The following is a 23,338-nucleotide window of genomic DNA, read 5'->3' on the forward strand; positions in this document are numbered from 1 at the left end:
CAAACCCTCGTACGGAGAAAGGCCGCGCCCGGCGGGGCGCGGCCTTTCTCCGTACGAGAGGTGTGACTAGCCGAGCGGGTGCATCCAGCCGTGGGTGTCCTCGGCGACACCGCGCTGGATGTCCAGCAGGCGCTCGCGCAGCCGCAGGGTGACCGGGCCCGGCGTGCCGTCGCCCTGGGCCCACTCGCCGCCCGCGCTCTTCACGATGCCGACGGGGGTGATGACGGCGGCGGTGCCGCAGGCGAAGACCTCGGTGAGGGTGCCGTTCGCGGTGTCGTCGCGCCACTGGTCGATGGAGACACGGCTCTCCTCGGGCTCGTAGCCGAGGTCCGCGGCGAGCCTGAGCAGCGAGTCACGGGTGATGCCCGCGAGCAGGGAGCCGGTCAGGGTGGGGGTGACGATCCTGTTCCCGTACACGAAGTACAGGTTCATCCCGCCGAGCTCCTCGACCCACTTGTGCTCGACTGCGTCGAGGTAGGCGACCTGGTCGCAGCCCTTGGCCGCGGCCTCCGCCTGGGCCAGCAGGGACGCGGCGTAGTTGCCGCCGGTCTTGGCGTCGCCCATGCCGCCGGGGACGGCGCGGACGCGGTCCTCGGAGAGCCAGATGGAAACGGGCTTCACACCGCCGGGGAAGTACGCGCCGGCCGGCGAGGCGATGACCAGGAAGAGGTACTCGTTGGCGGGGCGGACACCGAGCCCGACCTCGGTGGCGATCATGAACGGGCGCAGGTACAGCGACTCCTCGCCGCCGTGCTGCGGCACCCAGGCCGCGTCCTGCTGGACGAGCGCGTCGCAGGCCGCGACGAACGTCTCGACGGGCAGCTCCGGCATGGCCAGCCGGTTCGCGGAGCGCTGGAAGCGCTCGGCGTTGGCCTCGGGGCGGAAGGTGGCGACCGTGCCGTCGGGCTGGCGGTACGCCTTGAGGCCCTCGAAGATCTCCTGGCCGTAGTGCAGCGTCATGTTGGCCGGGTCGATCGACAGCGGCGCGTACGGGACGAGCTGGGCGTCGTGCCAGCCGCGGCCTTCGGTCCACTTGATCGTCACCATGTGATCGGTGAAGTGGCGGCCGAAGCCGGGCTTGACCAGGATCGCCTCGCGCTCCGCATCGGACAGCGGGTTCGAGGAGGGCTTGAGCTCGATCGTGGGCGTCGTCATGAGTACGTGTCCTTCACCGGTTTTGTGTGTGTAGGACCACGCCCGCGTCAGCTCCTGCGGGGCAGGTGCTAGGACGTCCGAGCTTCGTGGCGAGCCACGGTCCCGTTCGATTATCTCTCGCGGGGTGCCGTGCACGAAATGACGTGGATGCGGTCCAGGGTTCGATGGTGACACCCGGGGCCGCACAGGAGAAGCCGCCGGGTGCGTGTGCGACCCGGCGGCTTCGTGAGGCAGTCGTCGGGTCAGCCCGCTACGCGTACCGCGAGCGCGTCGCCGATCTCGTCGGTGGTACGAGCGGTCCCTCCCCCAGAGCCCGAAAGGCCTGGGAGGTTCCCCCCTCGCTCCGCGAGGTCGGCGGAGACGGCGTCCTCGATGCGCACGGCCTCGGCCTCGTAGCCGAGGTGACGCAGGAGGAGGGCGACGGAGAGGACCGTGGCGGTCGGGTCCGCCTTGCCCTGGCCCGCGATGTCGGGGGCCGTGCCGTGGACCGGCTCGAACATCGACGGGAAGGCACCCGTCGGGTTGATGTTGCCGGAGGCGGCCAGACCGATGCCACCGGAGATGGCGGCGGCGAGGTCGGTGAGGATGTCACCGAAGAGGTTGTCGGTGACGATGACGTCGAAGCGCTCCGGCTGGGTGACGAAGAAGATCGTCGCCGCGTCGACGTGCAGGTAGTCGGTGGTGACCTGGGGGTACTCGGCCGCGACCTTGTCGAAGGTGTTCTTCCACAGGTGGCCCGCGTAGACGAGGACGTTGTTCTTGTGGACCAGCGTCAGCTTCTTGCGCGGGCGGGCGGCGGCCCGCTCGAAGGCGTCGCGGACGACGCGCTCGACGCCGAAGGCCGTGTTGAGGCTGACCTCGGTGGCGACCTCGTGCTCCGTACCGGTGCGCAGCGAACCGCCGTTGCCGGTGTACGGACCCTCGGTGCCCTCACGGACGACGACGAAGTCGATGTCCGGGCTGCCGGCCAGCGGGGTCGCCGTGTTCGGGAACAGCTTCGACGGCCGCAGGTTGATGAAGTGGTCGAAGGCGAAGCGCAGCTTCAGCAGCAGCCCGCGCTCCAGAACGCCGGAGGGCACGGACGGGTCACCGATCGCACCGAGCAGGATGGCGTCATGACCCTTGAGGGCCTCCAGCTCCGCGTCCGGGAGGGTTTCACCGGTGCGGTGCCAGCGCTGGGCGCCGAGGTCGTACTCCTTGGTCTCCAGCTTCACGTCCTGCGGGAGAACAGCGTTGAGGACCTTCAGGCCCTGGGTCACGACCTCCTGGCCGATACCGTCACCAGGGATCACTGCGAGATTGATGCTGCGAGACATGTCCGGCACATTACTGCGCGTCCCATCCCATGACACGTGGCGTCCACCATACGGACACATGGGCAGCTGTACGTGTACCGTTCACCTACCCGACGGAGTGCCGTCAGGAAACGGGTGCACCTTGTCGCTCATGGACATCCCCCGCTTCGGCATCCCCGAGAAGCTCGCCGACCGCATGAGCATGGCCGAGCAGCACGACTACCTCCGCACCCGGCTGACGCGACGCGGTGTACTGCGTACGGGTGTGGCGACCGCCGCCGTGGCCGGCGCCGGTCTCGGCACCTCGCTCGCCGCCTCCCCCGCCTCCGCGGCACCGTCGGTGCTCACCTCGCACAGCACCACCCGGGTGGACGGTTCGCTGGTCGCGCCCTTCGGGCGGCACCTGGCTTACGGCGCCGACCCGAAGTCGCAGATGACGGTCTCCTGGCAGGTCCCGTTCGCGGTGCGCCGCCCGTACATCCGGGTCGGCCTGAAGCCGTGGGCGCTGAGCCGGAAGATCGACGCCGAGGTGCGCCACCTCACCACGCCGCGGCTGAACGACGGCAGGATCGCGGCCGCCGAGCAGTACTACGTGCACGCGGCCCTGGAGCGCCTCGAGCCCGGGACGACGTACTACTACGGTGTCGGACACGACGGCTTCGACCCGGCCGACACCCGCAACCTGGGCACGCTCGGCACCTTCACCACGGCGCCGTCGCGCGCCGCCTCCTTCACCTTCACCGCCTTCGGCGACCAGGGCGTCAGCTACCACGCGCTCGGCAACGACCAGCTGATCCTGGGCCAGAACCCCGCCTTCCACCTGCACGCGGGCGACATCTGCTACGCCGACCCGTCGGGCTCCGGCCAGAGCGGCGACACCTACGACGCGCGCACCTGGGACCAGTTCCTCGCGCAGACGGAGACGGTCGCCAAGACCGTGCCGTGGATGGTGACGACCGGCAACCACGACATGGAGGCCTGGTACTCGCCGGACGGCTACGGCGGCCAGAACGCCCGCTGGACCCTGCCGGGCAACGGCCCGGACCCGGTGAACCAGCCCGGGGCGTACTCCTTCGTGCACGGCAACGTCGGCGTGATCGCACTCGACGCCAACGACGTCTCGTACGAGATCCCCGCCAACTTCGGCATCAGCGGCGGCAAGCAGACGCGTTGGCTGGACCGGCGCCTGGGCGAGCTGCGGGCGCGCCACGACATCGACTTCCTGGTGGTCTTCTTCCACCACTGCGCCTTCTCCACGACCAATGCCCACGCCTCGGACGGCGGGGTGCGCGAGGCCTGGGTGCCGCTCTTCGAGAAGCACCAGGTGGACCTGGTCATCAACGGGCACAACCACGTCTACGAACGCACCGACGCGATCCTGCGGAACACCGTCCGGCGCACGGTACCGATCGGCGAGCGCACCGACCCGACGCGGGACGGCATCGTGTACGTCACGGCGGGCGGCGCGGGCAAGGCGCTGTACGACTTCCCGGCGCCCGACAGTTACGAGGGACATGTCGCGGACCGGGAGAGCGTGGACACGTACCACTCGGTCAAGGGCGGCGGCAGGGCCGTCGAGACCGTGGAGTGGTCGCGGGTGCGTTACACCGGCTTCTCGTTCCTCGCGGTGGAGGTCGAGCCCGGACGGAACGCGCGGATGAAGGTCACCGCGCTCGCCGAGTCCGGCGAGCGCATCGACCACTTCGAGATCAGCCGCGGCTGAGCGCGGCCGACCGGGTACAGACTGGCGAACGGCCCGGTTCAGTGACCGGTGGAACCGCCGTTGTCCCTGCGGTCGAGGGCGCGCTGCAGGGCGGCGGCGGCATTCTGCCGCTCCGACTCGGTCGGGCGGTGGGTGTGACGGACGCGGCGGCGGACAGTGGTCTCGGCCATGGTGGATCGACTCCTTGAGATCGCGAGGATTTCGAGATCGGAACAGCGTGAACACTGATTTCGAGATCGGTGATTTCGAGGTGCCGGAAGGGGCGGGAGCAGGCGCCGCAGGGGTTACCTGCATCAGGGCGCGCACTCACAACGCCAGTCGCTGGTTCCAGCGAGACGTTCGGCTCCTACAAAGCTAGAACAGCCGCGCCGGTCTGTCTCCACAATTACTCGGACTTCCTACTATCTGAGACGGAGGTTTACGCCCGCCCACCCCTCGCTCACTCTCAGCTCCCTGCTGAGCGCCCGCCCGGCGAGCGATCGTGCCTGCTCAGGGAGGGTGGTGTGGCCCACGGACCGGGTCGGGCGCTCCGGGCCGAGAGCGGTGACCCCGACCGTGTCCGGTGCTCCTTCGAGTGACCGTCCCGGCGCAACCGCCCTACCGGGAGCACGGGACACCATCGAGAGCACCGCTCCGCCACCCTCGGCCTCCCTCGACGCCCGCGGGCACCGCGCTGCCACCGGAATACTCAGCCGCCGTCTGAGTACCTGCCCCGTGTCGAAGAATGCCGCGGCGCACGACAGTTGTCCCCATGAACGGCCTCTACGCTCTCAAGCCCTGGTACGCGAACCGGCTCTCCGGCGTCCGCGCCTCGCTGGTCCGCCGCGAGGTGTCGCCCGACACCCTCACCGCCGCCGGTGTCGTCGCCGCGGCCGGCGGCGCGGCCGCGCTCGCCTGGCTGCCCACCGGGATCGCCGCGCTGCCGGTCGCCGCGCTGCTCGCGGCCCGGCTCGCCTTCGCCAACCTGGACGGGGCTCTGGCCCGTGACACGGGCCGTACGACGAGGCGCGGTGCGGTGCTCAACGAACTCGGCGACCGGGTCGCGGACCTGGTCGTGCTGGCGGGGTTCCTGGCCCTCGCCCCGCTGTGGCTGGTGGCGGTGGCCGCGCTCGCGGCGACGCTGCCGTCCTGGGTGTCACTGGCCGGGGCCGCGGCCGGCGCCTCCCGGCGCAACGGCGGACCGGTCGGCAAGACCGAGCGCTGCCTGCTGGTCGTGGTCGCCGCGGCGAGCGGCTGGGCCGTACCGGTACTGATCGTGATCGCCGCCGGTTCGCTGCTCACGGCGGCACTCCGGCTGGCCGGGCTCTGGAGGGAGCTGGCATGAGCGCCGTACTGATCGCCGAGGAGGCGGCCGCGCGGGCGGTGCCGCTGGTGGCGGGTGTGCTGGGAGCGGGCGGCGTCGCGGTCGCGGTCCTTCCCTCGAAGGTGCGGATGCGGGCCGAACTGCGCAGGCGGTGGCGGACCTGGGCCCTGGTCGCGCCGGTCTTCCTGGGGGCCTACTTCCTGGGCGGCGGCGGTACGTACGCGCTGGCCGCCGGGCTCGGGGTGATCGCCGCGAGTGAGTTCGTCCGGATGGCGGGGCTGCGACGCGGCGACCACATGGTGCTGGCGGCGGCCGCGGTCACCCTCCCGGCCCTGGCCTGGCTGGCTCCGCATCTCCTGGACACGCGGGCGGCGGCGCTGCTGCTGGTCGCCGCCGCGCTGCCGTCGGTGCTGGCCGGGGACGACCGGACGGGCTTCACCCGGACCGCCCGCACCGCGTTCGGGCTGCTGTGGATCCCCGTCGCGCTGACCGGTCTGGTGACGCTCGGCGAGACGGCTGTGGCGGTCGGCCTGGCGGTGGCGCTCGGCGATGTCGGCGCCTGGTGCGGGGGCACGGCGCTGGGCCGGAACGGCCCTCTCGCCCGGCCGCTGTCGCCGCTCTCCCCCAACAAGACCTGGGCGGGCGTGCTCGGCGCGGCCGTCGCAACGGCCGGACTCCTGCTCGTGCTCGGCCAGTTCAGCTTCCCCCTGTGGGCCGCGGTGATCGGCGGCTGTGTCCTCGGGGACCTGATCGAGTCCATGGTCAAGCGCGAGTCGGGGGTCAAGGACGCGGGCAGTTGGCTGCCCGGCTTCGGCGGCCTCCTCGACCGGATCGACTCCCTGCTGGTGGCCCTTCTCCTGGCGACGGTGATGACGTGATGAGTACGCTCCTGAACCTCCCCGCCCGAGCCGTGCTCCCGCGCCGCTCACGTGTCTCCGCAGCGCTCCGGCGCGGGCTGTGGTGGGGCGTACTGAGCCTCACCGGTGGGGTCGAGCGGCGCGGCAGGCTGCCGCGCGGCGGCTGTGTGGTGGTCGCCAACCACTCCTCGCACGCGGACACCGCGGCGCTTCTCGCGGCGCTCGACGCCCGGCACAGCCCGGCGATCGGGGCGGCGGCCGACTACTGGTTCGCCTCCCCGTGGCGTCGGCGGATCTGCCGCAGACTGGCGGCCGGCTTCCCGGTGCGGCGGGGCGGCGGCGGGATGGAGGACCTGCTCACGATGGCGGGTGAACTGCGGGCGGGCCGGGCGGTCGTGCTCTTCCCCGAGGGCACCCGGGCCGAGGACGGCGCGCTGGGCTCCTTCCACCGGGGCGCGCTGGTGCTGGCCGAGGAGGCGGGGGTGCCGGTGGTGCCGGTGGGGATCGCCGGTACGGACCGGTTGCTGCCCAAGCACGGGCGGCTGCGGTCGGCGCTGGTCCGGGTGACGATCGGTGAGCCGCTGCCGTCGGCCGTGTCGCCGGACGAGGCCCGGGACGCGGTGATGGCCCTGCACGCGCGTACGTCCGCCGAGCCGCTGAGGGACTCCGCGACGCGGCGCCGGGTCGCGGGGGTCGTCACCTCGCGCTGGGGCGTGCCGCTGGCGTTCTGCTGGGCGTTCGCGGAGGCGCTGAGCTGGCCGCTGATGCCGGAGCTGCTGCTGGGCGCGGTGTGCGTGGCGGTGCCGCGCGCGGCCCTGAAGATGTCACTGGGCGCGCTGGCCGGCAGCCTGGCGGGCGGCCTGCTGGCGCTCCAGCTGGCTTCGGCGGGCATCCACTTGCCCGCGCCGCTGACGACGGACCGGATGCGGGCGGAGGTCCGGCACGAACTGGCCCTGGAGGGTGCGTCCGCGGTGCGCCACCAGCCGTGGAACGGCATCCCGTTCAAGGTGTACGGCGCCGAGGCGGGCCGCGCCGGTGTCCCCGCGGCCGACTGGCTGACCGCGTCGGCGGCGGCCCGCGGCTCCCGCACCCTGACGGTGGGCCTCGCCTTCGCCGGCTTCGGCCTGCTGCTGCGCCGCCACCGCCGCCAGTACGGCCGTTACCTGGTGCTGCTGGGCGGCGGGTTCGCGGCGGGGCTGTCGATGATCGTGCACGGGTGGGGCTGAGCGACCGGCCGCCTCGGCAGGTCCAGGTCGCACATCGCGCGGACGCGGTACTGCTCCCGTACGGCATTGAGCGCGCCGCACCCGACATGGAAACCGCCCCCCGGCCGGCAGGGGAACCGGTCGGGAGGCGGAGTTCGGGGCGGGGTGCCGGGGGGCGGCACCCCGCCGGTCTCAGCCCTGGTGGGGGTAGGTGTACTCGGTCGGCGGGACCAGCGTCTCCTTGATGGCCCGGGTCAGGGTCCAGCGCTGGAGGTTCTGCGGGGCGCCCGCCTTGTCGTTCGTACCCGAGGCGCGGCCACCGCCGAAGGGCTGCTGGCCGACGACGGCGCCGGTGGACTTGTCGTTGATGTAGAAGTTGCCCGCGGCGTACCGCAGCTTCTCCATCGTGGACGCGGCCGCCGCGCGGTCGCCCGCGATGACGGAACCGGTGAGCGCGTAGTCGGAGACCGACTCCATCTGCTCCAGCATCGCGTCGTACTTCTCGTCCTCATAGACGTGCACGGCGAGGATCGGGCCGAAGTACTCGGTCGTGAAGACCTCGTTCTCGGGGTCGCTGCACTCGATGACGGTCGGGCGGACGAAGTAGCCCACCGAATCGTCGTACGTGCCGCCGGCGATGATCGTGCACGCCGGGTCGGCGGCGGCGCGGTCGATGGCGGCCTTGTTCTTCGCGAAGGCGCGGTCGTCGATGACGGCACCCATGAAGTGCGACAGGTCGGTGACGTCGCCCATGGTGATCGAGTCGACCTCGGCCGCGAACTTCTCCTTGAAACCGGAGTTCCAGATGGAGGCCGGGACGTAGGCGCGCGAGGACGCCGAGCACTTCTGGCCCTGGAACTCGAAGGAGCCACGGGTCAGCGCGGTCTTCAGGATCGCGTGGTCGGCCGACGGGTGCGCGACGACGAAGTCCTTGCCACCGGTCTCGCCCACGAGCCGCGGGTAGGTGCGGTACTTCGCGATGTTGTTGCCGACCGTCTTCCACAGGTGCTGGAAGGTGGGGGTCGAGCCGGTGAAGTGGATACCGGCCAGGTCGCGGTGGTTCAGGGCCACCTCGGAGACGGCGATGCCGTCGCCGGTCACCAGGTTGATGACGCCCTTGGGCAGACCGGCCTCCTCCAGGAGCTGCATCAGCAGCACGGCGGCGTGGGTCTGCGTGGGGGACGGCTTCCAGACCACCACGTTGCCCATGAGGGCGGGGGCGGTGGGCAGGTTGCCCGCGATGGCCGTGAAGTTGAACGGCGTGATCGCGTAGACGAAGCCCTCCAGCGGGCGGTGGTCCATGCGGTTCCACACGCCCGGGGAGTTGGCCGGGGGCTGCTCGGCGAGGATCTGGCGTGCGTAGTGCACGTTGAAGCGCCAGAAGTCGACGAGCTCGCAGGGGGTGTCGATCTCGGCCTGCTGGGCGGTCTTGCCCTGGCCGAGCATCGTGGAGGCGGCCAGCGTCTCGCGCCAGGGGCCGGAGAGCAGCTCGGCGGCGCGCAGGATGATGGCCGCGCGGTCGTCGAAGGCCATCGCGCGCCAGGCCGGGGCGGCGGCGAGGGCGGCGTCGATCGCGTCCTGGGCGTCCTGCTCGGTCGCGCCGGCGAACGTGCCGATGACGGCCTTGTGGTTGTGCGGCTGGACGACGTCGAAGCGCTCGCCGCCACCCATCCGCTTCTCCCCGCCGATGGTCATCGGCAGGTCGATCGGGTTCTGGCTGAGCTCCTTGAGCTTCGCCTCCAGGCGGGCGCGCTCCGGGGAGCCCGGGGCGTAGGAGTGGACCGGCTCGTTGACCGGCGCGGGGACCTGGGTGACAGCGTCCATGGGTTCCGTGGCTCCTTAAGTAGGGGGGAAGGGGGCTCAGCCCTTGGTGAGGATGGAGCGGCCGAAGAACAGCAGGTTGGCGGGCTTCTCCGCGAGGCGGCGCATGAAGTAGCCGTACCAGTCGGTGCCGTACGCGGTGTAGACACGCATGCGGTGCCCCTCGGCCGCGAGCCGGACGTGCTCGTCGCTGCGGATGCCGTACAGCATCTGGAACTCGTACTCGTCGAGCTTGCGGCCGGCCGTGCGGCCCAGTTCCTGGGCGATGGCGATCAGGCGGGGGTCGTGGGACCCGATCATCGGGTAGCCCTCGCCCTCCATCAGCGTCCTGAGGATGCGGACGTACGCCTTGTCGATCTCGGCCTTGTCCTGGTACGCGACGGAGGCGGGCTCCTTGTAGGCGCCCTTCACGATGCGCACGCGGCTGCCGGCGGCGGCCAGGCGGCGGGCGTCGTCCTCGGTGCGGAACAGGTAGGCCTGGATGACGCAGCCGGTCTGCGGGTGGTCCTTCCGCAGCTCCTCGTGGATGGCGAACATCGAGTCGAGGGTGGTGTGGTCCTCGGCGTCCAGGGTGACCGTGGTGCCGATCGCGGCGGCGGCCTCGACGACCGGGCGGACGTTGGCGAGGGCCAGCTCGTGGCCGTTCTCCAGCGCCTGGCCGAACATGGAGAGCTTGATGGACATCTCGGCCCTGGTGCCCAGGTCGAGGGCGCTCAGACGGTCGACGAGCTCCAAGTAGGCATCCCGCGCGGCGGCGGCCTGCTCGGGGGTGGTGATGTCCTCGCCGACCACGTCGAGGGTGACTTCGAGGCCCTTGCCGGTGGCGTCCTCGATGATCGGGACGACCTGCTCGACCGTCTCACCGGCGATGAACCGGTCGACGACCTGCTTGGTGCCCGGGGCTGCCGAGATGAAACGGCGCATCTTGTCGCTGCGTGACGCGGCGAGAATCACGGGACCCAGCACGGGGCACCTCCACGGAAAGTACGGACGAAGGCCGGACCGCCACACGTACCCGAGAGGGAACAGAGGCGGTACAGCACGGAGAACCACCGTGAAATCTAAGGATCCCTCCGATCCTGTGCCATCGACAGCTGTCACGCATCCGTGCCCTGGATCTCAGACATATGTCTGAAGGGGTGCGAGAATGGGCGGGTGAAGGGCGATTACCAGGAGCTGGTCGACGAGATCTCCGCGCTGCTCGGCGTCCCCGCGACGCTGGAGAACCGGGACTTCGGCCTGGTCGCCTTCGGGGCACACGACAGCGACGACGACACGGCGATGGACCCGGTCCGCACCCGTTCGATCCTGACCCGCCGCTCGACCCCGGCGGTCCGCGCCTGGTTCGAGAACTTCGGCATCACCCGAGCCACCGGCCCCGTCCGCATCCCGGCTGCCCCGGAGGCCGGTGTCTACCGGGAGCGGATCTGTCTTCCCGTGCGCCATCGGGGTGTCGTGCTCGGTTACGTATGGCTGCTGGACGCCGACCCCGGGCCGACCGACCAGCAGCTCGACGCGGCGATGGACGTGGCGGCCCGGATCGGGATGCTGCTCTCCGACGAGGCGCGGGCCGGCGCCGACCTGTCCCGCGAGTTCGGCGCGGTCCTCACGGCGGGACGCGGCCGGCAGCGCGACATGGCGGTGTCCGCACTCGCCGAGGCGCTCGGGCCGGACGCCGAAGGACTGCACACCGTGGTGTGCGTGACCCCTTGGCCGGACGACCCGCCGTCCGTGCGCACGGTGCCGTCCGCGGCGGCCCTGTCCGGCGCCCCTTTCCCGGGAGGCTCGGGGGCCCCGGCCCTGGCCGCGCTGGTCCGCCTGCGGTCGCACGACGTCCTGGACCCCGCGCTCACCGCCGCCGACCGCCTGCGCACCGGCGCGGGGACGGCCTCCACCGCCGGGCTCTCGGTCCCGCGCCGCGGCCTTTCCGAGCTGGCCGACGCCTGGCACGAGGCATCGGCCGCGGCCCGGGCGGCAGCGGCGGAGACACGGTTCGGCCCGGTCGCCGAGTGGTCGGCCATCGGCCCGTACCGCCTGCTGGCCGCCCTCGCCCCCGGCGCACCGCCGGACCCCGCGGTCCGCACGCTCCTCACCCCACCGCACCGCGAACTCGCCCGCACGGCCGAGGTGTTCCTCGACTGCGCGGGCCAGGCGTCCCGGACCGCAGCGGAGTTGGGCATCCACCGCCAGACGCTCTACTACCGCCTCTCCCGCGTCCACCAGCTCACCGGGCTCGACCTGAACGACGGGGAGGACCGGCTGCTGCTGCACATGGCGCTGAAGGCGTCGCGGCTCTGAGCGCCATTGGCGGTCAGAGAGGTGGGGCCCTGAGGCCGAAGAGGGAGCCGGAGCCCAGGGGCAGGCACGGCCGGCCCGCCGAAACGTGAGCGGCGGGGCCCCGATGTGACGGATCGATCCCTCTTACTCGGCGCCCTGACCAGGCTGCTTCCGGCCCTCCAGGACCGCCTTCAGGCCGTCCGTCAGGTCCTGCGCCGAGGGCGCCGATTCGCTGTCCATCAGCCACTGGACCATGACGCCGGCGAGCAGTGCCTGGCAGAAGAGGCCGGCCACCCGGGCCTTCTCGGGTTCGGCCTCGGGATCGATGCCGAGCATGTTCTCGACCAGTCCGTTACGACCCTCGCGCTGCGGGCCGGCGAGGGCCTTCTGCAGCTCGGGGTCGGAGTCGATCCGCGAGATGACCTCCATCTGGAGCTGCCAGACGGCGCGGGTCTGCTCGTAGCTCCCGATCACCCGCTCCCAGGTCTCGCGGAACTGGTCGAGCGGGGCCGCGGGCACGTCCTGGACCGGTTCGGCCGCGTCGCCGTCCTTGGTCAGCACGTCACCCCACTCCTCCGTCACCTTGAGGAAGGCGAGGTTGAGCAGGGCCTCCTTGGAGCCGTAGTGGTAGCCGATGGAGGCGAGGTTCGTTCCCGAGGCCGCCACGATGTCGCGCGCCGTCGTCCGGGCATACCCCTTCTCCAGCAGGCAGCGCTTGGCGCCTTCGAGCAGATCCTCACGATGTCCCATGACAGCAGCGTACCCGGCAGGCAGACGTTTGTGTAAGACGTACGTCTACATGCCGGGTACGGGAGCCCGGGTGCTGTGCCGCGAGATATCAGCCGGTGAGGTTCACCGAGCGGGCCGAGGCCGCGCCGATCTCCGAGGAGATCTCGGTGAGCACCGGCGCCGGGACGTCGTCGTCGACGGTGAGGACGACCAGCGCCTCGCCACCCACGTCGGCCCGGGACACCTGCATGCCCGCGATGTTCAGCCCGGCCTCGCCGAGGATCTTGCCCACCGCGCCGACGACGCCGGGACGGTCCTGGTACCGGAGCACGACCATGTGGTCGGCGAGCGCCAGGTCCACATCGTGCTCACCGATCGCGACGATCTTCTGGAGGTGCTTGGGACCGGCGAGTGTGCCCGAGACCGCGATCTCCTGGCCGTCGGCCAGCGTGCCGCGGACGGTGACCACGTTGCGGTGGTCGGGCGACTCGGAGCTGGTCGTGAGGCGGACCTCGACACCGCGCTCCTGCGCGAACAGCGGGGCGTTGACGTACGACACGGTCTCGTCGACCACGTCCTCGAAGACGCCCTTGAGCGCGGAGAGTTCGAGCACCTTGACGTCGTGCTGGGTGATCTCGCCGTACACCTCGACGTCGAGGCGGGCCGCGACCTCGCCCGCGAGCGCGGTGAAGATCCGGCCCAGCTTCTCGGCGAGCGGCAGCCCGGGACGGACGTCCTCGGCGATGACGCCGCCCTGGACGTTGACCGCGTCCGGCACGAGCTCGCCGGCCAGTGCCAGACGCACCGACTTGGCGACCGCGATGCCCGCCTTCTCCTGGGCCTCGTCCGTGGAGGCGCCGAGGTGCGGGGTGCAGACGACCTGGTCGAACTGGAACAGCGGGGAGTCCGTGCAGGGCTCCTTGGTGTACACGTCGAGACCGGCGCCGGCGACGCGGCCCTCCTTGAGGGCGGAGGCGAGCGCCTCCTCGTCGACGATGCCGCCGCGCGCGGCGTTGACGATGCGCACCGAGGGCTTCACCTTGTGCAGCGCCTCGTCACCGATCAGGCCGAGCGTCTCCGGGGTCTTGGGGAGGTGCACGGTGATGAAGTCGGAGACCTCCAGCAGCTCGTCCAGCGAGAGGAGCTTGACGCCCATCTGCGCGGCCCGCGCCGGCTGGACGTAGGGGTCGTACGCGACGATCTTCATGCCGAAGGCCGACATGCGCTGGGCGACCAGGACGCCGATGCGGCCGAGGCCGACGACGCCGAGGGTCTTCTCGCTCAGCTCGACGCCGGTGTACTTGGAGCGCTTCCACTCGCCGTTCTTGAGGGCGGTGTTGGCCTGGGGGATGTTGCGCGCGGTGGCGACGAGCAGACCGCAGGCGAGCTCGGCGGCGGTGACGATGTTGGAGGTCGGTGCGTTCACGACCATGACGCCGGCCTTGGTGGCCGAGGAGACGTCGACGTTGTCCAGACCGACGCCCGCGCGGGCGACGACCTTCAGCTTCTTCGCGGCGGCGATGGCCTCGGCGTCGACCTTGGTGGCGGAGCGCACCAGGATGGCGTCGACATCGGCGATCGCGGGGAGGAGCTCGGCGCGGTCGGCGCCGTTGCAATGCCGGATCTCGAAGTCCGGTCCCAGGGCGTCCACCGTGGCGGGCGACAGCTCTTCAGCGATGAGTACGACAGGTTTCGAGCTCACGTGAGTCCTCACAGATCCAGTGCGGACGGCCGTCCCGACGGCCGCAGGCGGTGGAGGGGCTTGCCGCGTGGAAGACGCACGACACTGTGGGCCTGACGCGTGTATGTGTGGAGAAGTGTAGTCATGCGCGACGACGCACACTGCGCCCCGTCGGCAGGATCACCCACAAGAGGCTGGACGACTTGTACACACGTACGACGCCGCCTCTTCCAGCGGGTTGAGCGGGGCTGATGCCCGGACGGGCGGGATGGCCGCCCGTCCGGACACCGGAGTTACGCGTCCTCGTCGTTGACCCAGCTCATGAGCTTGCGCAGCTCGCGGCCGGTGGTCTCCAGCAGGTGGTCGCTGTCGGCCTTCTTGTACTCGTTGTACTTGGGCAGACCGTTGTGGTACTCGGCCATCCAGGCGTTGGCGAAGGTGCCGTCCTGGATCTCGGTGAGGACCTTCTTCATCTCGGCCTTGGTGTCGGCGGTGATGATCCGCGGGCCGGTGACGTAGTCGCCCCACTCGGCGGTCTCCGAGATCGACCAGCGCATCTTCTCCAGGCCGCCCTCGTACATGAGGTCCACGATGAGCTTCAGCTCGTGGAGGCACTCGAAGTACGCGATCTCCGGCTGGTAACCGGCCTCGGTCAGGGTCTCGAAACCGGCCTTGACCAGCGCGGCGGTGCCACCGCAGAGGACGGCCTGCTCACCGAACAGGTCGGTCTCGGTCTCCTCGGTGAAGGTCGTCTTGATGACGCCGGCGCGGGTGCCGCCGATGCCCTTGGCGTACGAGAGGGCGAGCTCCAGGCCCTTGCCCGAGGCGTCCTGCTCGACGGCCACGATGCACGGAACGCCGCGGCCCTCCTCGTACTGGCGGCGGACCAGGTGGCCCGGGCCCTTGGGGGCGACCATGCAGACGTCGACACCGGCCGGCGGCTTGATGAAGCCGAAGCGGATGTTCAGACCGTGGCCGAAGAACAGCGCGTCGCCGTCCTTGAGGTTGTCCTTGACGGACTCCTCGTAGACCTGGGCCTGGATCGGGTCCGGAACCAGGATCATGATGACGTCGGCCTCGGCGGCGGCCTCGGCGGGGGTCACCACGCGCAGGCCCTGCTCCTCGGCCTTGGCCTTGGACTTGGAGCCCTCGTGCAGACCCACACGGACGTCGACACCCGAGTCGCGCAGCGACAGCGCGTGGGCGTGGCCCTGGCTGCCGTAGCCGAGAACCGCGACCTTGCGGCCCTGGATGATGGACAGGTCGGCATCGTCGTCGTAGAACATCTCGGCCACTGGGTCTTCTCCTTGGTGTGCAGGTGTTGCGTCCCACCGTACGGCGGGGTGCGTCAGATACGTTTTCGGGTCTCGCCATGCGAGCGGCGCGGCGGACCCGGGGTGTGTCACGCCGAGCGGTCGAGGGCGCGCAGGGACCGGTCGGTGATCGAGCGCGCGCCGCGCCCTATGGCGATGGTGCCGGACTGGACGAGCTCCTTGATGCCGTACTGCTCCAGCATCTTGAGCATCGCCTCCAGCTTGTCGGCGCCGCCGGTCGCCTCGATCGTGACGGCCTCCGGGGAGACGTCCACGGTCTTGGCGCGGAACAGCTGGACGATCTCGACGATCTGGGAGCGGGTCTCGCTGTCGGCGCGGACCTTCACCAGGACGAGCTCGCGCTGGATCGCAGCGGACGGCTCGAGTTCGACGATCTTCAGGACGTTGACCAGCTTGTTGAGCTGCTTGGTCACCTGCTCCAGCGGCAGGTCCTCGACATTCACGACGATGGTGATGCGGGAGATGTCGGGGTGTTCGGTGGTACCGACCGCGAGCGAGTCGATGTTGAAGCCGCGGCGGGAGAACAGGGCGGTGATCCGGGCGAGGACACCGGGCTTGTTCTCGACCAGGACGGAGAGCGTGTGCTTGGTGGACATGGAGTCGGTCTCTCTGTCTCTCAGTCGTCTTCGTTGTCGCCGAAGTCGGGGCGGACACCGCGGGCTGCCATGACCTCGTCGTTGGACGTGCCGGCGGCGACCATCGGCCACACCATGGCGTCCTCGTGGACGATGAAGTCGATGACGACCGGCCGGTCGTTGATCGAGTTGGCCTCGGCGATGACCTTGTCCAGGTCGGCCGGGTCCTCGCAGCGGATCGCGTAGCAGCCCATGGCCTCGGACAGCTTGACGAAGTCGGGCACCCGGGTGCCCTTGGCCGCGTTGCCGTCGGTGTCGGCGCCGGAGTGCAGCACGGTGTTGGAGTACCGCTGGTTGTAGAAGAGGGTCTGCCACTGGCGGACCATCCCGAGGGCGCCGTTGTTGATGATGGCGACCTTGATCGGGATGTTGTTGAGCGCGCAGGTGGTGAGCTCCTGATTTGTCATCTGGAAGCAGCCGTCGCCGTCGATCGCCCAGACCGTGCGGTCCGGCATGCCGGCCTTGGCGCCCATCGCGGCCGGGACCGCGTAGCCCATCGTGCCCGCGCCGCCGGAGTTCAGCCAGGTGGCGGGCTGCTCGTACTGGATGAAGTGCGAGGCCCACATCTGGTGCTGGCCGACGCCCGCGGCGAAGATCGTGTCCGGCGGGGCGAGTTCACCGACGCGCTGGATGACCTGCTGCGGCGAGAGGCTGCCGTCCTCCGGCAGGTCGTAGCCGACCGGGTAGGTCTCGCGCCACCGGTTGAGGTCCTTCCACCAAGCGGCGTAGTCGCCGGTGTGGCCCTCGGTGTGCTCGGCCTGGACCGCCTGGACGAGGTCGGCGATGACCTCACGGGCGTCCCCGACGATCGGGACGTCCGCGGCACGGTTCTTGCCGATCTCCGCCGGGTCGATGTCCGCGTGGACGATCTTGGCGTACGGGGCGAAGCTGTCCAGCTTGCCGGTGACCCGGTCGTCGAACCGGGCGCCGAGAGCGACGATCAGGTCGGCCTTCTGCAGCGCGGTGACGGCGGTGACCGAACCATGCATACCGGGCATTCCCACGTGCAGCGGGTGGCTGTCGGGGAAGGAACCGAGCGCCATCAGCGTGGTGGTGACGGGCGCTCCGGTGAGCTCGGCCAGCACCTTGAGTTCGGCGGTGGCACCGGCCTTCATGACGCCGCCGCCCACGTACAGCACCGGGCGCTTGGCCTGGGTGATGAGCCTCGCGGCCTCGCGGATCTGCTTGGCGTGCGGCTTGGTCACCGGGCGGTAGCCGGGCAGGTCCATGACCGGCGGCCAGCTGAAGGTGGTCCGCGACTGGAGGGCGTCCTTGGCGATGTCGACGAGGACGGGGCCCGGACGGCCGGTGGAGGCGATGTGGAAGGCCTCCGCGATCGTGTGCGCGATGTCCTCGGCGCGGGTGACCAGGAAGTTGTGCTTGGTGATCGGCATGGTGATGCCGCAGATGTCGGCTTCCTGGAAGGCGTCGGTGCCGATGGCGCCGGAGGCCACCTGGCCGGTGATGGCCACCATGGGCACGGAGTCCATGGCCGCGTCGGCGATCGGGGTGACGAGGTTGGTGGCACCGGGGCCCGAGGTGACCATGCAGACACCGACCTTGCCGGTGGCCTGCGCGTAACCGGTGGCCGCGTGACCCGCGCCCTGCTCGTGGCGGACCAGGACGTGGCGCACCCGGGTGGAGTCCATCAGCGGGTCGTACGCCGGCAGGATGCAGCCGCCGGGGAGGCCGAATACGGTGTCGGCCCCGACTTCCTCGAGAGAGCGGATGAGCGACTGCGCGCCCGTGAGGTGCTCAACGGTGGCGGAGGACGGTCCGCCGTTACGGGCCCGCGGCTGGGGATGGTGGCCCCCGGTGGCCTGCTCGGTCATCGGCATTCTCTTCTCGAAGCTGAGGGTTTTTGCGAGTGTTTTGCGATGGTTTGACTGGTGCCGGTGCAACAAAAAACCCCTCGTGCCGTGAGGCAGGCGAGGGGAGCGCGTCGGTGCGGTCTGCAGAGTGTCATCGAGAGACCCTGCTTCAGCCGACGCGCTTTCCAAGTACGAGAATTCGGGTGCGCATGGCATTGACCCTCTCTCCGACGCACTCGACGTGTCAAGTGGGTGGGACGGGCGTCTCAGCATGTGAGCCGGTGAGGAGGGGGATCGAGCCACCCGCCAGGACCGGCTGGACGGCCGGGGTGCCGGGCACCGGGAACTCGCCGCGGACCAGGGCGCGGCGCAGCCGGTACTCGTCCAGCGGCCCGGAGAAGGCCATGCCCTGGCCGTGCGTACAGCCCATGGCGCGCAGGGCGAGGACCTGTTCGGGGACGTCGACGCCGTCGGCCACGGACTGCATGCCGAGGTCGCAGGCGATCCGCAGCAGCCCGCTGGTGATCTTGTGCAGCCGGGCGGACTCGACGACGCCCTCCACCAGGCCGCGGTCCAGCTTCAGTACGTCGATGGGGAGCCGGCGCAGGGCGTTGATCGCGGCGTAGCCACTGCCGAAGCCGTCGAGCGCGATCCGTACGCCGAGGCGTCGCAGGGCGACCAGCCGCTGTTCGAGGTCATCGAAGGAGACCCGGGGGTCGCTGTCGGCGACCTCGATCATCAGGGCTCCGGACGGCAGCCCGTACCGCGTCAGCAGCGCCTCGACGGAGCCGAACGGCATGCCCTTGTCCAGCAGTCTGCGGGCGGAGAGCCGGACGGCGACGGAGACCTGGTGGCCGGCCCTGGCCCGGTCGGCGGCCTGCTCGACGGCCTCTTCGAGGAGCCAGCGGCCCAGTTCCGCCGTGCGGTCGCTGTCCTCGGCCACGCGCAGGAACTCGGCGGGCGTGAAGAGGATGCCCTGGGCCGAACGCCAGCGGGCCTGCGCGGCGACGGCGGCGACGGTGCCGCTGGCCAGGTGGACCACGGGCTGGTGCAGCAGCGCGAACTCGCCGTCGCGCAGGGCGGTGCGCAGCCGGGCCGCCAGCTCGGAGCGGCGCACCACCTCGGCCTGCATCTGCGGGGCGTACAGCTCGACGCGGTCCTTGCCGCCCGCCTTGGCGCGGTACATGGCGAGGTCGGCGTTGCGCATGAGGTCGGTGGGGGTGATGCCGGGCTCGGCGAAGGCGACCCCGATGGAGGCGGTGACGCGGACCTCGCCGGCGCCGATGCGATAGGGCTGGGAGAGCGTGAGGCGCAGCCGGTCGGCGATCTCGTGGACCTGGTACTCACGGGCCGCCTGGTCACGTCCGCCGTCGCCGACGATGAGCGCGGCGAACTCGTCCCCGCCGAGGCGGGCCGCGGTGTCCCCCGTCCGGACGGACTCCTGGAGGCGGCGGGCGGCCTGGATCAGGAGCTCGTCGCCGGCCTGGTGGCCGAGCCGGTCGTTGGCGGCCTTGAAGCCGTCCAGGTCGATGAAAAGCACGGCGGTGCCCGCGTCGCCCGCCCGGCGGCCGCCGAGGGTCCTGCGGACCCGGTCGGTGAAGAGCGCGCGGTTGGGCAGGTCGGTGAGCGGGTCGTGCTCCGCGTTGTGCTGTAACTGGGCCTGCAGACGCACCCGTTCCGTCACGTCGCGGCTGTTGAGGATCAGGCCGCCCTGGTGGCGGTTGACGGTGGACTCGACGTTCAACCACTCGCCGGTGCCGGAGCGGAAGCGGCACTCGATGCGCGTGGTGGGTTCCTCGGCGGGCGGGGCGGCGAGGAACCTCCGCACTTCGTGGACCACCCCGCCGAGGTCGTCGGGATGGATGATCGAGGCGAGCTCGGCGCCGACGAGGTCGTCCGCCTCGCGCCCGTAGACCCCGGCGGCCGCGGGGCTGACGTAGCGGAGCGTGCCGGACGGGGCGGCGATCATGATGACGTCGCTGGAGCCCTGCACCAGGGAACGGAAGTGGTTCTCCTTCTGGGCCAGTTCCTGGGTGAGGGCGATGTTGTCGACGAGCATGATGCCCTGCCGGACGACCAGCGCGAGCGCCACCGTGCACCCGGTGAAGACCACGATGCGGTCGACCCGGCGGCCCTCGATGACGTTGTAGAGGATGCCCAGGGTGCAGACCGCCGCGGCGAGGTACGGCGTCAGCGCGGCGAGCGAACCGGAGATGGGACGGCTGGTGGTACAGGACGCGGACCACTGCCGGTCGGTGTCGTCCTCGTCCCGGGCGACGCCCCAGGGGGCGTACGCGAGGAGCAGTGACCCGGCGAACCAGCCGGCGTCGAGCAACCGGCCCGACTGGTAGCTCTGGCGCAGCAGCGGCGAGGTGAACAGCGCGTCGCACAGGACGGTGAGGGCCAGGGCGGCGATGGCGGTGTTCACCGCGGCGCGGTTGACGCTGGAGCGCCGGAAGTGCAGCGCGAGCACCATGGACACCAGCACGATGTCCAGGAGGGGATAGGCCAGCGAGAGGGCGGCCCGGGCCACGCTGGCGCCCTCGACGTCCGCCTCGTGGGCGGTGTGGGCGAGGGCGAGGCTCCAGGAGAGCGTGAGGAGTGATCCGCCGATCAGCCAGGAGTCCAGGACCAGGCAGACCCAGCCGGCCCGGGTGACGGGGCGCTTGGCGAGGACGAGCAGGCCGACGATGGCGGGCGGCGCGAAGCAGAGGAAGAAGAGGTCGGCCACGGACGGGCTGGGCACCTGGGCCTCGCGCACGAACTCGTACCAGCCCCAGACCCCGTTGCCCGCCGCCGCCATGAGCGAGGAGAGCGAGAACAGCAGCCAGGCCGGCCGGAACCTGTTGTCCGCCGAGCGCGCGTACAGGAAGCAGGAGACGGCGGCGACCAAAGCGGCCGCACTCAGGCCGAAGTCGCCCATGAACAGCGCGAGTCGCCCCGAGCCCCAGCCCACGGCCGCACCCACCGCGTATCCCCCGCAGACGAGGGCGAGCAGGATGCGCGGGGCCATCGCGGGCGCCCGGCCCACAGCCGCCCGGCGGGCCAGGAATGCCGCGCGGGCGCTCGCCGGCGCGCTCACCGGGGTGCCCCCGACGTCGCGGGACGGCTGCGGCGCCGGCGCACCGGACGCGCCGGCGGCAGCCGCCGGCCGCCCCGCCGTGTCGGATCGTTCGCCCATCGGCCATACATCGCCCGTCGCCCCCTCGCGTGTGGCTTCCTCCCCGGGCGCCGTCCCTTCCACGGCGCAACCCCCCTTTCGGGACGATACACCAGACTCGTCACAGAGGGACATAGTTCCTCTACTCTCCGTGACGACCAGCGGAGTTGTCGGCACGGAGGGATACGAAACGTGCCCGTAGCGTGTTCATCCGGTGGTACGTACGACGTTGTGAACGGGCTCCCCCGCGGCGAAACGGCTGAGCTGTCCGGCGAGCAGACGCTTGGCGCGCGGCAGGAAGGCCGAGGTGCTGCCGCCGACGTGCGGAGTGATGAGGACGTTCGGAGCATGCCAGAGGGGGTGGCCGGAAGGCAGCGGTTCGGGGTCGGTGACGTCGAGGGCGGCGCGCAGCCGACCGGACTCGAGTTCGGACAGCAGGGCCTTGGTGTCCACCACACCGCCGCGGGCGACGTTCACCAGCAGCGCCCCGTCCCGCATCGCGGCGAGGAAGTCCGCCCCGACCAGCCCCTGTGTGGACGGGTTCAGCGGGGTCGACAGAATGACGACGTCGGCCTCGGGCAACAGCGCGGGCAGATCGTCGAGCGTGTGTACGGGCCCGCGTGCGGTTGTCCGTGCGGAGCGCGCGACGCGCGCCACCCGCGCGCACTCGAACGGCGCGAGCCGGTCCTCGATGGCGGCGCCGATCGACCCGTAGCCGACGATCAGCACGGACTTGTCCGCGAGCGCCGGGTAGAAGCCGGACCGCCACTCCTCCTTGTCCTGGCCGTGCACGAATCCGGGGAACCCCCGCAGCGAGGCGAGGACGAGAGCGAGGGTGAGCTCGGCGGTGGACGCCTCGTGGACCCCCTTGGCGTTGCAGAGCCGTACGCCCGCGGGCAACAGCCCGAGGCCCGGCTCCACATGGTCGATGCCGGCGGAGAGCGTCTGCACGACCTGGACGCCCCTCATGCCGTCGAGCGGACGGACCGCGACCGCCGGTCCCTTCATGTAGGGGACGACGTAGAAGGCGCAGTGTGCGGGGTCGGCGGGGAAGTCCTGCCCGCCGTCCCAGAAGCGGTAGTTGAGACCCTCGGGGAGTCCCTCGATCGATTCCGCCTCGAAGGGCAGCCATACGTCGGGGGCATCGGCGGAACGCGTGGTGGAAGTCATGGTCAGGAGGCTATGCGAAGCCCGGTGGGACGCAGAGGTTAGTTTTGGGGGTGCGGTGCGAGGAAGGGTTCGGGGAGTTGGAGCGCAGAAGTCTCGGTGCGGCGGCGCTCGCCGTGGGCGCGATCGGCCTCGGCTGCATGCCGATGAGCTGGGCGTACAGCGCCTCGCGGCAGCGTGGTGACGAGGCGTTGCGGGCGGTGCACGCGGCACTCGACTCGGGCGTCGACCTCTTCGACACCGCCGACATGTACGGGCCGTTCACGAATGAGCACCTGCTGGGGCGGGCGTTGAAGGGGCGGCGTGAGCAGGCGTTCCTCTCCACCAAGTGCGGTCTGCTGGTGGGCGATCAGCACATCGTGGCCAATGGCCGTCCCGGCTATGTGCGGCGGGCCTGCGACGCCTCGCTGCGGCGGCTGCAGACGGATGTGATCGATCTGTACCAGCTCCACCGCGCCGACCCCGAGGTGCCCGTCGAGGAGACCTGGGGCGCGATGGCGGAGCTGGTGACCGCGGGCAAGGTGCGGGCCCTCGGGCTGTGCGCGGTCGGCGCCCGGGCCGCCCGCCGTCGGGGCGCGCGGACCCATGACGAAACGATCCGGCAGCTGGAGCGGGTCCAGCAGGTCTTTCCGGTGAGCGCGGTGCAGGCGGAACTCTCCGTGTGGTCCCCGCAGGCGTTGGAGGCCCTGGTGCCGTGGTGTGCGGCGCGCGGGGTCGGGGTACTGGCCGCGATGCCGCTGGGCAGCGGCTATCTGACGGGCACGCTCACCCCGGGGCAGGGCTTCGAGCCGGAGGACCTGCGGGCCAGGCATCCTCGCTTCACCGCCGAGATGATGGCCGCGAACCAGCCGGTGGTGGTGGGGCTGCGGCGGATCGCGGAGCGGTACGGGGCGACGCCGGCGCAGGTGGCGCTGGCGTGGGTGCTGCGGCAGGGGCCCCAGATCGTTCCGGTGCCGGGGACCAAGCGGGAGCGTTGGGCCGTCGAGAACGCGGGGGCGGCCGGGCTGACGCTGACGGACCGGGACCTCCACGAGATCGACCGGCTTCCGGCCGCGCGGGAGTCGTGGGACTGAACGCCCGTACACCGCCCTCGTCGTGTGAAGTTTGATCGCCGAGCGAGAAAGTCCACGGGCTTCGGGAACCCTGGGCCCGGCCGCGGTGTAAGAACAGTGGACAGGCGGTCGT

General features: G+C 70.9%; 18 protein-coding genes. 6 read left to right on the forward strand and 12 right to left on the reverse strand.

The window, feature by feature from the left end:
- Positions 1-66: 66 nt before the first annotated feature.
- Positions 67-1,155 (reverse strand): branched-chain amino acid aminotransferase, encoded by a 1,089-nt coding sequence (locus ACFYPA_RS08555; RefSeq protein ID WP_359314052.1) that lies wholly within the window; start codon positions 1,153-1,155, stop codon positions 67-69.
- A gap of 242 nt (positions 1,156-1,397) precedes the next feature.
- Positions 1,398-2,471 carry a 3-isopropylmalate dehydrogenase gene (locus ACFYPA_RS08560; RefSeq protein WP_359314055.1) on the reverse strand — a complete coding sequence of 358 codons (1,074 nt, stop codon included), beginning with the start codon at positions 2,469-2,471 and terminating at the stop codon, positions 1,398-1,400.
- Between the two features lie 130 nt (positions 2,472-2,601).
- On the opposite strand from ACFYPA_RS08560, the gene ACFYPA_RS08565 reads away from it, so the two are divergent.
- On the forward strand, positions 2,602-4,173 hold the full coding sequence (locus ACFYPA_RS08565; protein ID WP_359077414.1) for a metallophosphoesterase family protein: 1,572 nt from the start codon (positions 2,602-2,604) through the stop codon (positions 4,171-4,173).
- A gap of 38 nt (positions 4,174-4,211) precedes the next feature.
- On the opposite strand, the gene ACFYPA_RS08570 is transcribed toward ACFYPA_RS08565, so the two are convergent.
- Positions 4,212-4,343: a hypothetical protein gene (locus ACFYPA_RS08570; protein WP_261991728.1), complete on the reverse strand. Its 132-nt coding sequence runs from the start codon at positions 4,341-4,343 to the stop codon at positions 4,212-4,214.
- A 581-nt stretch (positions 4,344-4,924) separates the two neighbouring features.
- Between ACFYPA_RS08570 and ACFYPA_RS08575 the strand changes: the two genes are divergently transcribed.
- Genes ACFYPA_RS08575 through ACFYPA_RS08585 form a run of 3 tightly spaced genes read left to right on the forward strand, consistent with a single transcriptional unit; the run spans position 4,925 to position 7,559 of the window.
- Complete coding sequence (locus tag ACFYPA_RS08575; RefSeq protein WP_389130624.1) at positions 4,925-5,497, forward strand: CDP-alcohol phosphatidyltransferase family protein; 573 nt, start codon at positions 4,925-4,927, stop codon at positions 5,495-5,497.
- The gene (locus ACFYPA_RS08580; protein ID WP_359077411.1) at positions 5,494-6,354 is read left to right on the forward strand and encodes a phosphatidate cytidylyltransferase; all 861 of its coding nucleotides are present in this window, start codon (positions 5,494-5,496) and stop codon (positions 6,352-6,354) included. The genes ACFYPA_RS08575 and ACFYPA_RS08580 overlap by 4 nt, the downstream gene beginning before the upstream one ends.
- Positions 6,354-7,559 (forward strand): lysophospholipid acyltransferase family protein, encoded by a 1,206-nt coding sequence (locus ACFYPA_RS08585; RefSeq protein WP_359077409.1) that lies wholly within the window; start codon positions 6,354-6,356, stop codon positions 7,557-7,559. The genes ACFYPA_RS08580 and ACFYPA_RS08585 overlap by 1 nt, the downstream gene beginning before the upstream one ends.
- A gap of 171 nt (positions 7,560-7,730) precedes the next feature.
- On the opposite strand, the gene pruA is transcribed toward ACFYPA_RS08585, so the two are convergent.
- Positions 7,731-9,362, reverse strand: coding sequence for an L-glutamate gamma-semialdehyde dehydrogenase (gene pruA / locus ACFYPA_RS08590; RefSeq protein WP_359077408.1), 1,632 nt, complete (start codon positions 9,360-9,362; stop codon positions 7,731-7,733).
- A gap of 36 nt (positions 9,363-9,398) precedes the next feature.
- Positions 9,399-10,325: a proline dehydrogenase family protein gene (locus ACFYPA_RS08595; protein ID WP_359077406.1), complete on the reverse strand. Its 927-nt coding sequence runs from the start codon at positions 10,323-10,325 to the stop codon at positions 9,399-9,401.
- A 189-nt stretch (positions 10,326-10,514) separates the two neighbouring features.
- On the opposite strand from ACFYPA_RS08595, the gene ACFYPA_RS08600 reads away from it, so the two are divergent.
- A complete protein-coding gene (locus ACFYPA_RS08600; RefSeq protein ID WP_359077404.1) occupies positions 10,515-11,657 on the forward strand; it encodes a helix-turn-helix domain-containing protein in 1,143 nt (380 codons plus the stop codon).
- A gap of 123 nt (positions 11,658-11,780) precedes the next feature.
- Here the strand turns inward: ACFYPA_RS08600 and ACFYPA_RS08605 are convergent, their stop codons facing one another.
- From ACFYPA_RS08605 to ACFYPA_RS08635, 7 genes are all read right to left on the reverse strand, one after another.
- Positions 11,781-12,386, reverse strand: coding sequence for a TetR/AcrR family transcriptional regulator (locus tag ACFYPA_RS08605; RefSeq protein ID WP_359314066.1), 606 nt, complete (start codon positions 12,384-12,386; stop codon positions 11,781-11,783).
- A gap of 88 nt (positions 12,387-12,474) precedes the next feature.
- Entirely contained in the window at positions 12,475-14,067 is a 1,593-nt protein-coding gene (gene serA / locus ACFYPA_RS08610; RefSeq protein ID WP_359077400.1) for a phosphoglycerate dehydrogenase, read from the reverse strand.
- A gap of 272 nt (positions 14,068-14,339) precedes the next feature.
- Positions 14,340-15,341 (reverse strand): ketol-acid reductoisomerase, encoded by a 1,002-nt coding sequence (ilvC, locus tag ACFYPA_RS08615; protein ID WP_359077399.1) that lies wholly within the window; start codon positions 15,339-15,341, stop codon positions 14,340-14,342.
- A 107-nt stretch (positions 15,342-15,448) separates the two neighbouring features.
- Complete coding sequence (gene ilvN / locus ACFYPA_RS08620; protein ID WP_327370018.1) at positions 15,449-15,976, reverse strand: acetolactate synthase small subunit; 528 nt, start codon at positions 15,974-15,976, stop codon at positions 15,449-15,451.
- A 20-nt stretch (positions 15,977-15,996) separates the two neighbouring features.
- Positions 15,997-17,853, reverse strand: a complete 1,857-nt coding sequence (locus ACFYPA_RS08625; protein WP_359077397.1) for an acetolactate synthase large subunit — start codon at positions 17,851-17,853, stop codon at positions 15,997-15,999.
- A gap of 217 nt (positions 17,854-18,070) precedes the next feature.
- Positions 18,071-20,839: a putative bifunctional diguanylate cyclase/phosphodiesterase gene (locus tag ACFYPA_RS08630; RefSeq protein ID WP_389131056.1), complete on the reverse strand. Its 2,769-nt coding sequence runs from the start codon at positions 20,837-20,839 to the stop codon at positions 18,071-18,073.
- 354 nt (positions 20,840-21,193) lie between these two features.
- Complete coding sequence (locus tag ACFYPA_RS08635) at positions 21,194-22,156, reverse strand: 2-hydroxyacid dehydrogenase (RefSeq protein ID WP_389130631.1); 963 nt, start codon at positions 22,154-22,156, stop codon at positions 21,194-21,196.
- A 113-nt stretch (positions 22,157-22,269) separates the two neighbouring features.
- Here ACFYPA_RS08635 and ACFYPA_RS08640 point away from each other — a divergent pair, with 113 nt between their 5' ends.
- Positions 22,270-23,226 (forward strand): aldo/keto reductase, encoded by a 957-nt coding sequence (locus ACFYPA_RS08640; RefSeq protein ID WP_359349220.1) that lies wholly within the window; start codon positions 22,270-22,272, stop codon positions 23,224-23,226.
- The last annotated feature ends 112 nt before the right edge of the window (positions 23,227-23,338 follow it).

The organism is Streptomyces sp. NPDC005775 (genome assembly GCF_042871565.1).
Lineage (GTDB): Bacteria > Actinomycetota > Actinomycetes > Streptomycetales > Streptomycetaceae > Streptomyces.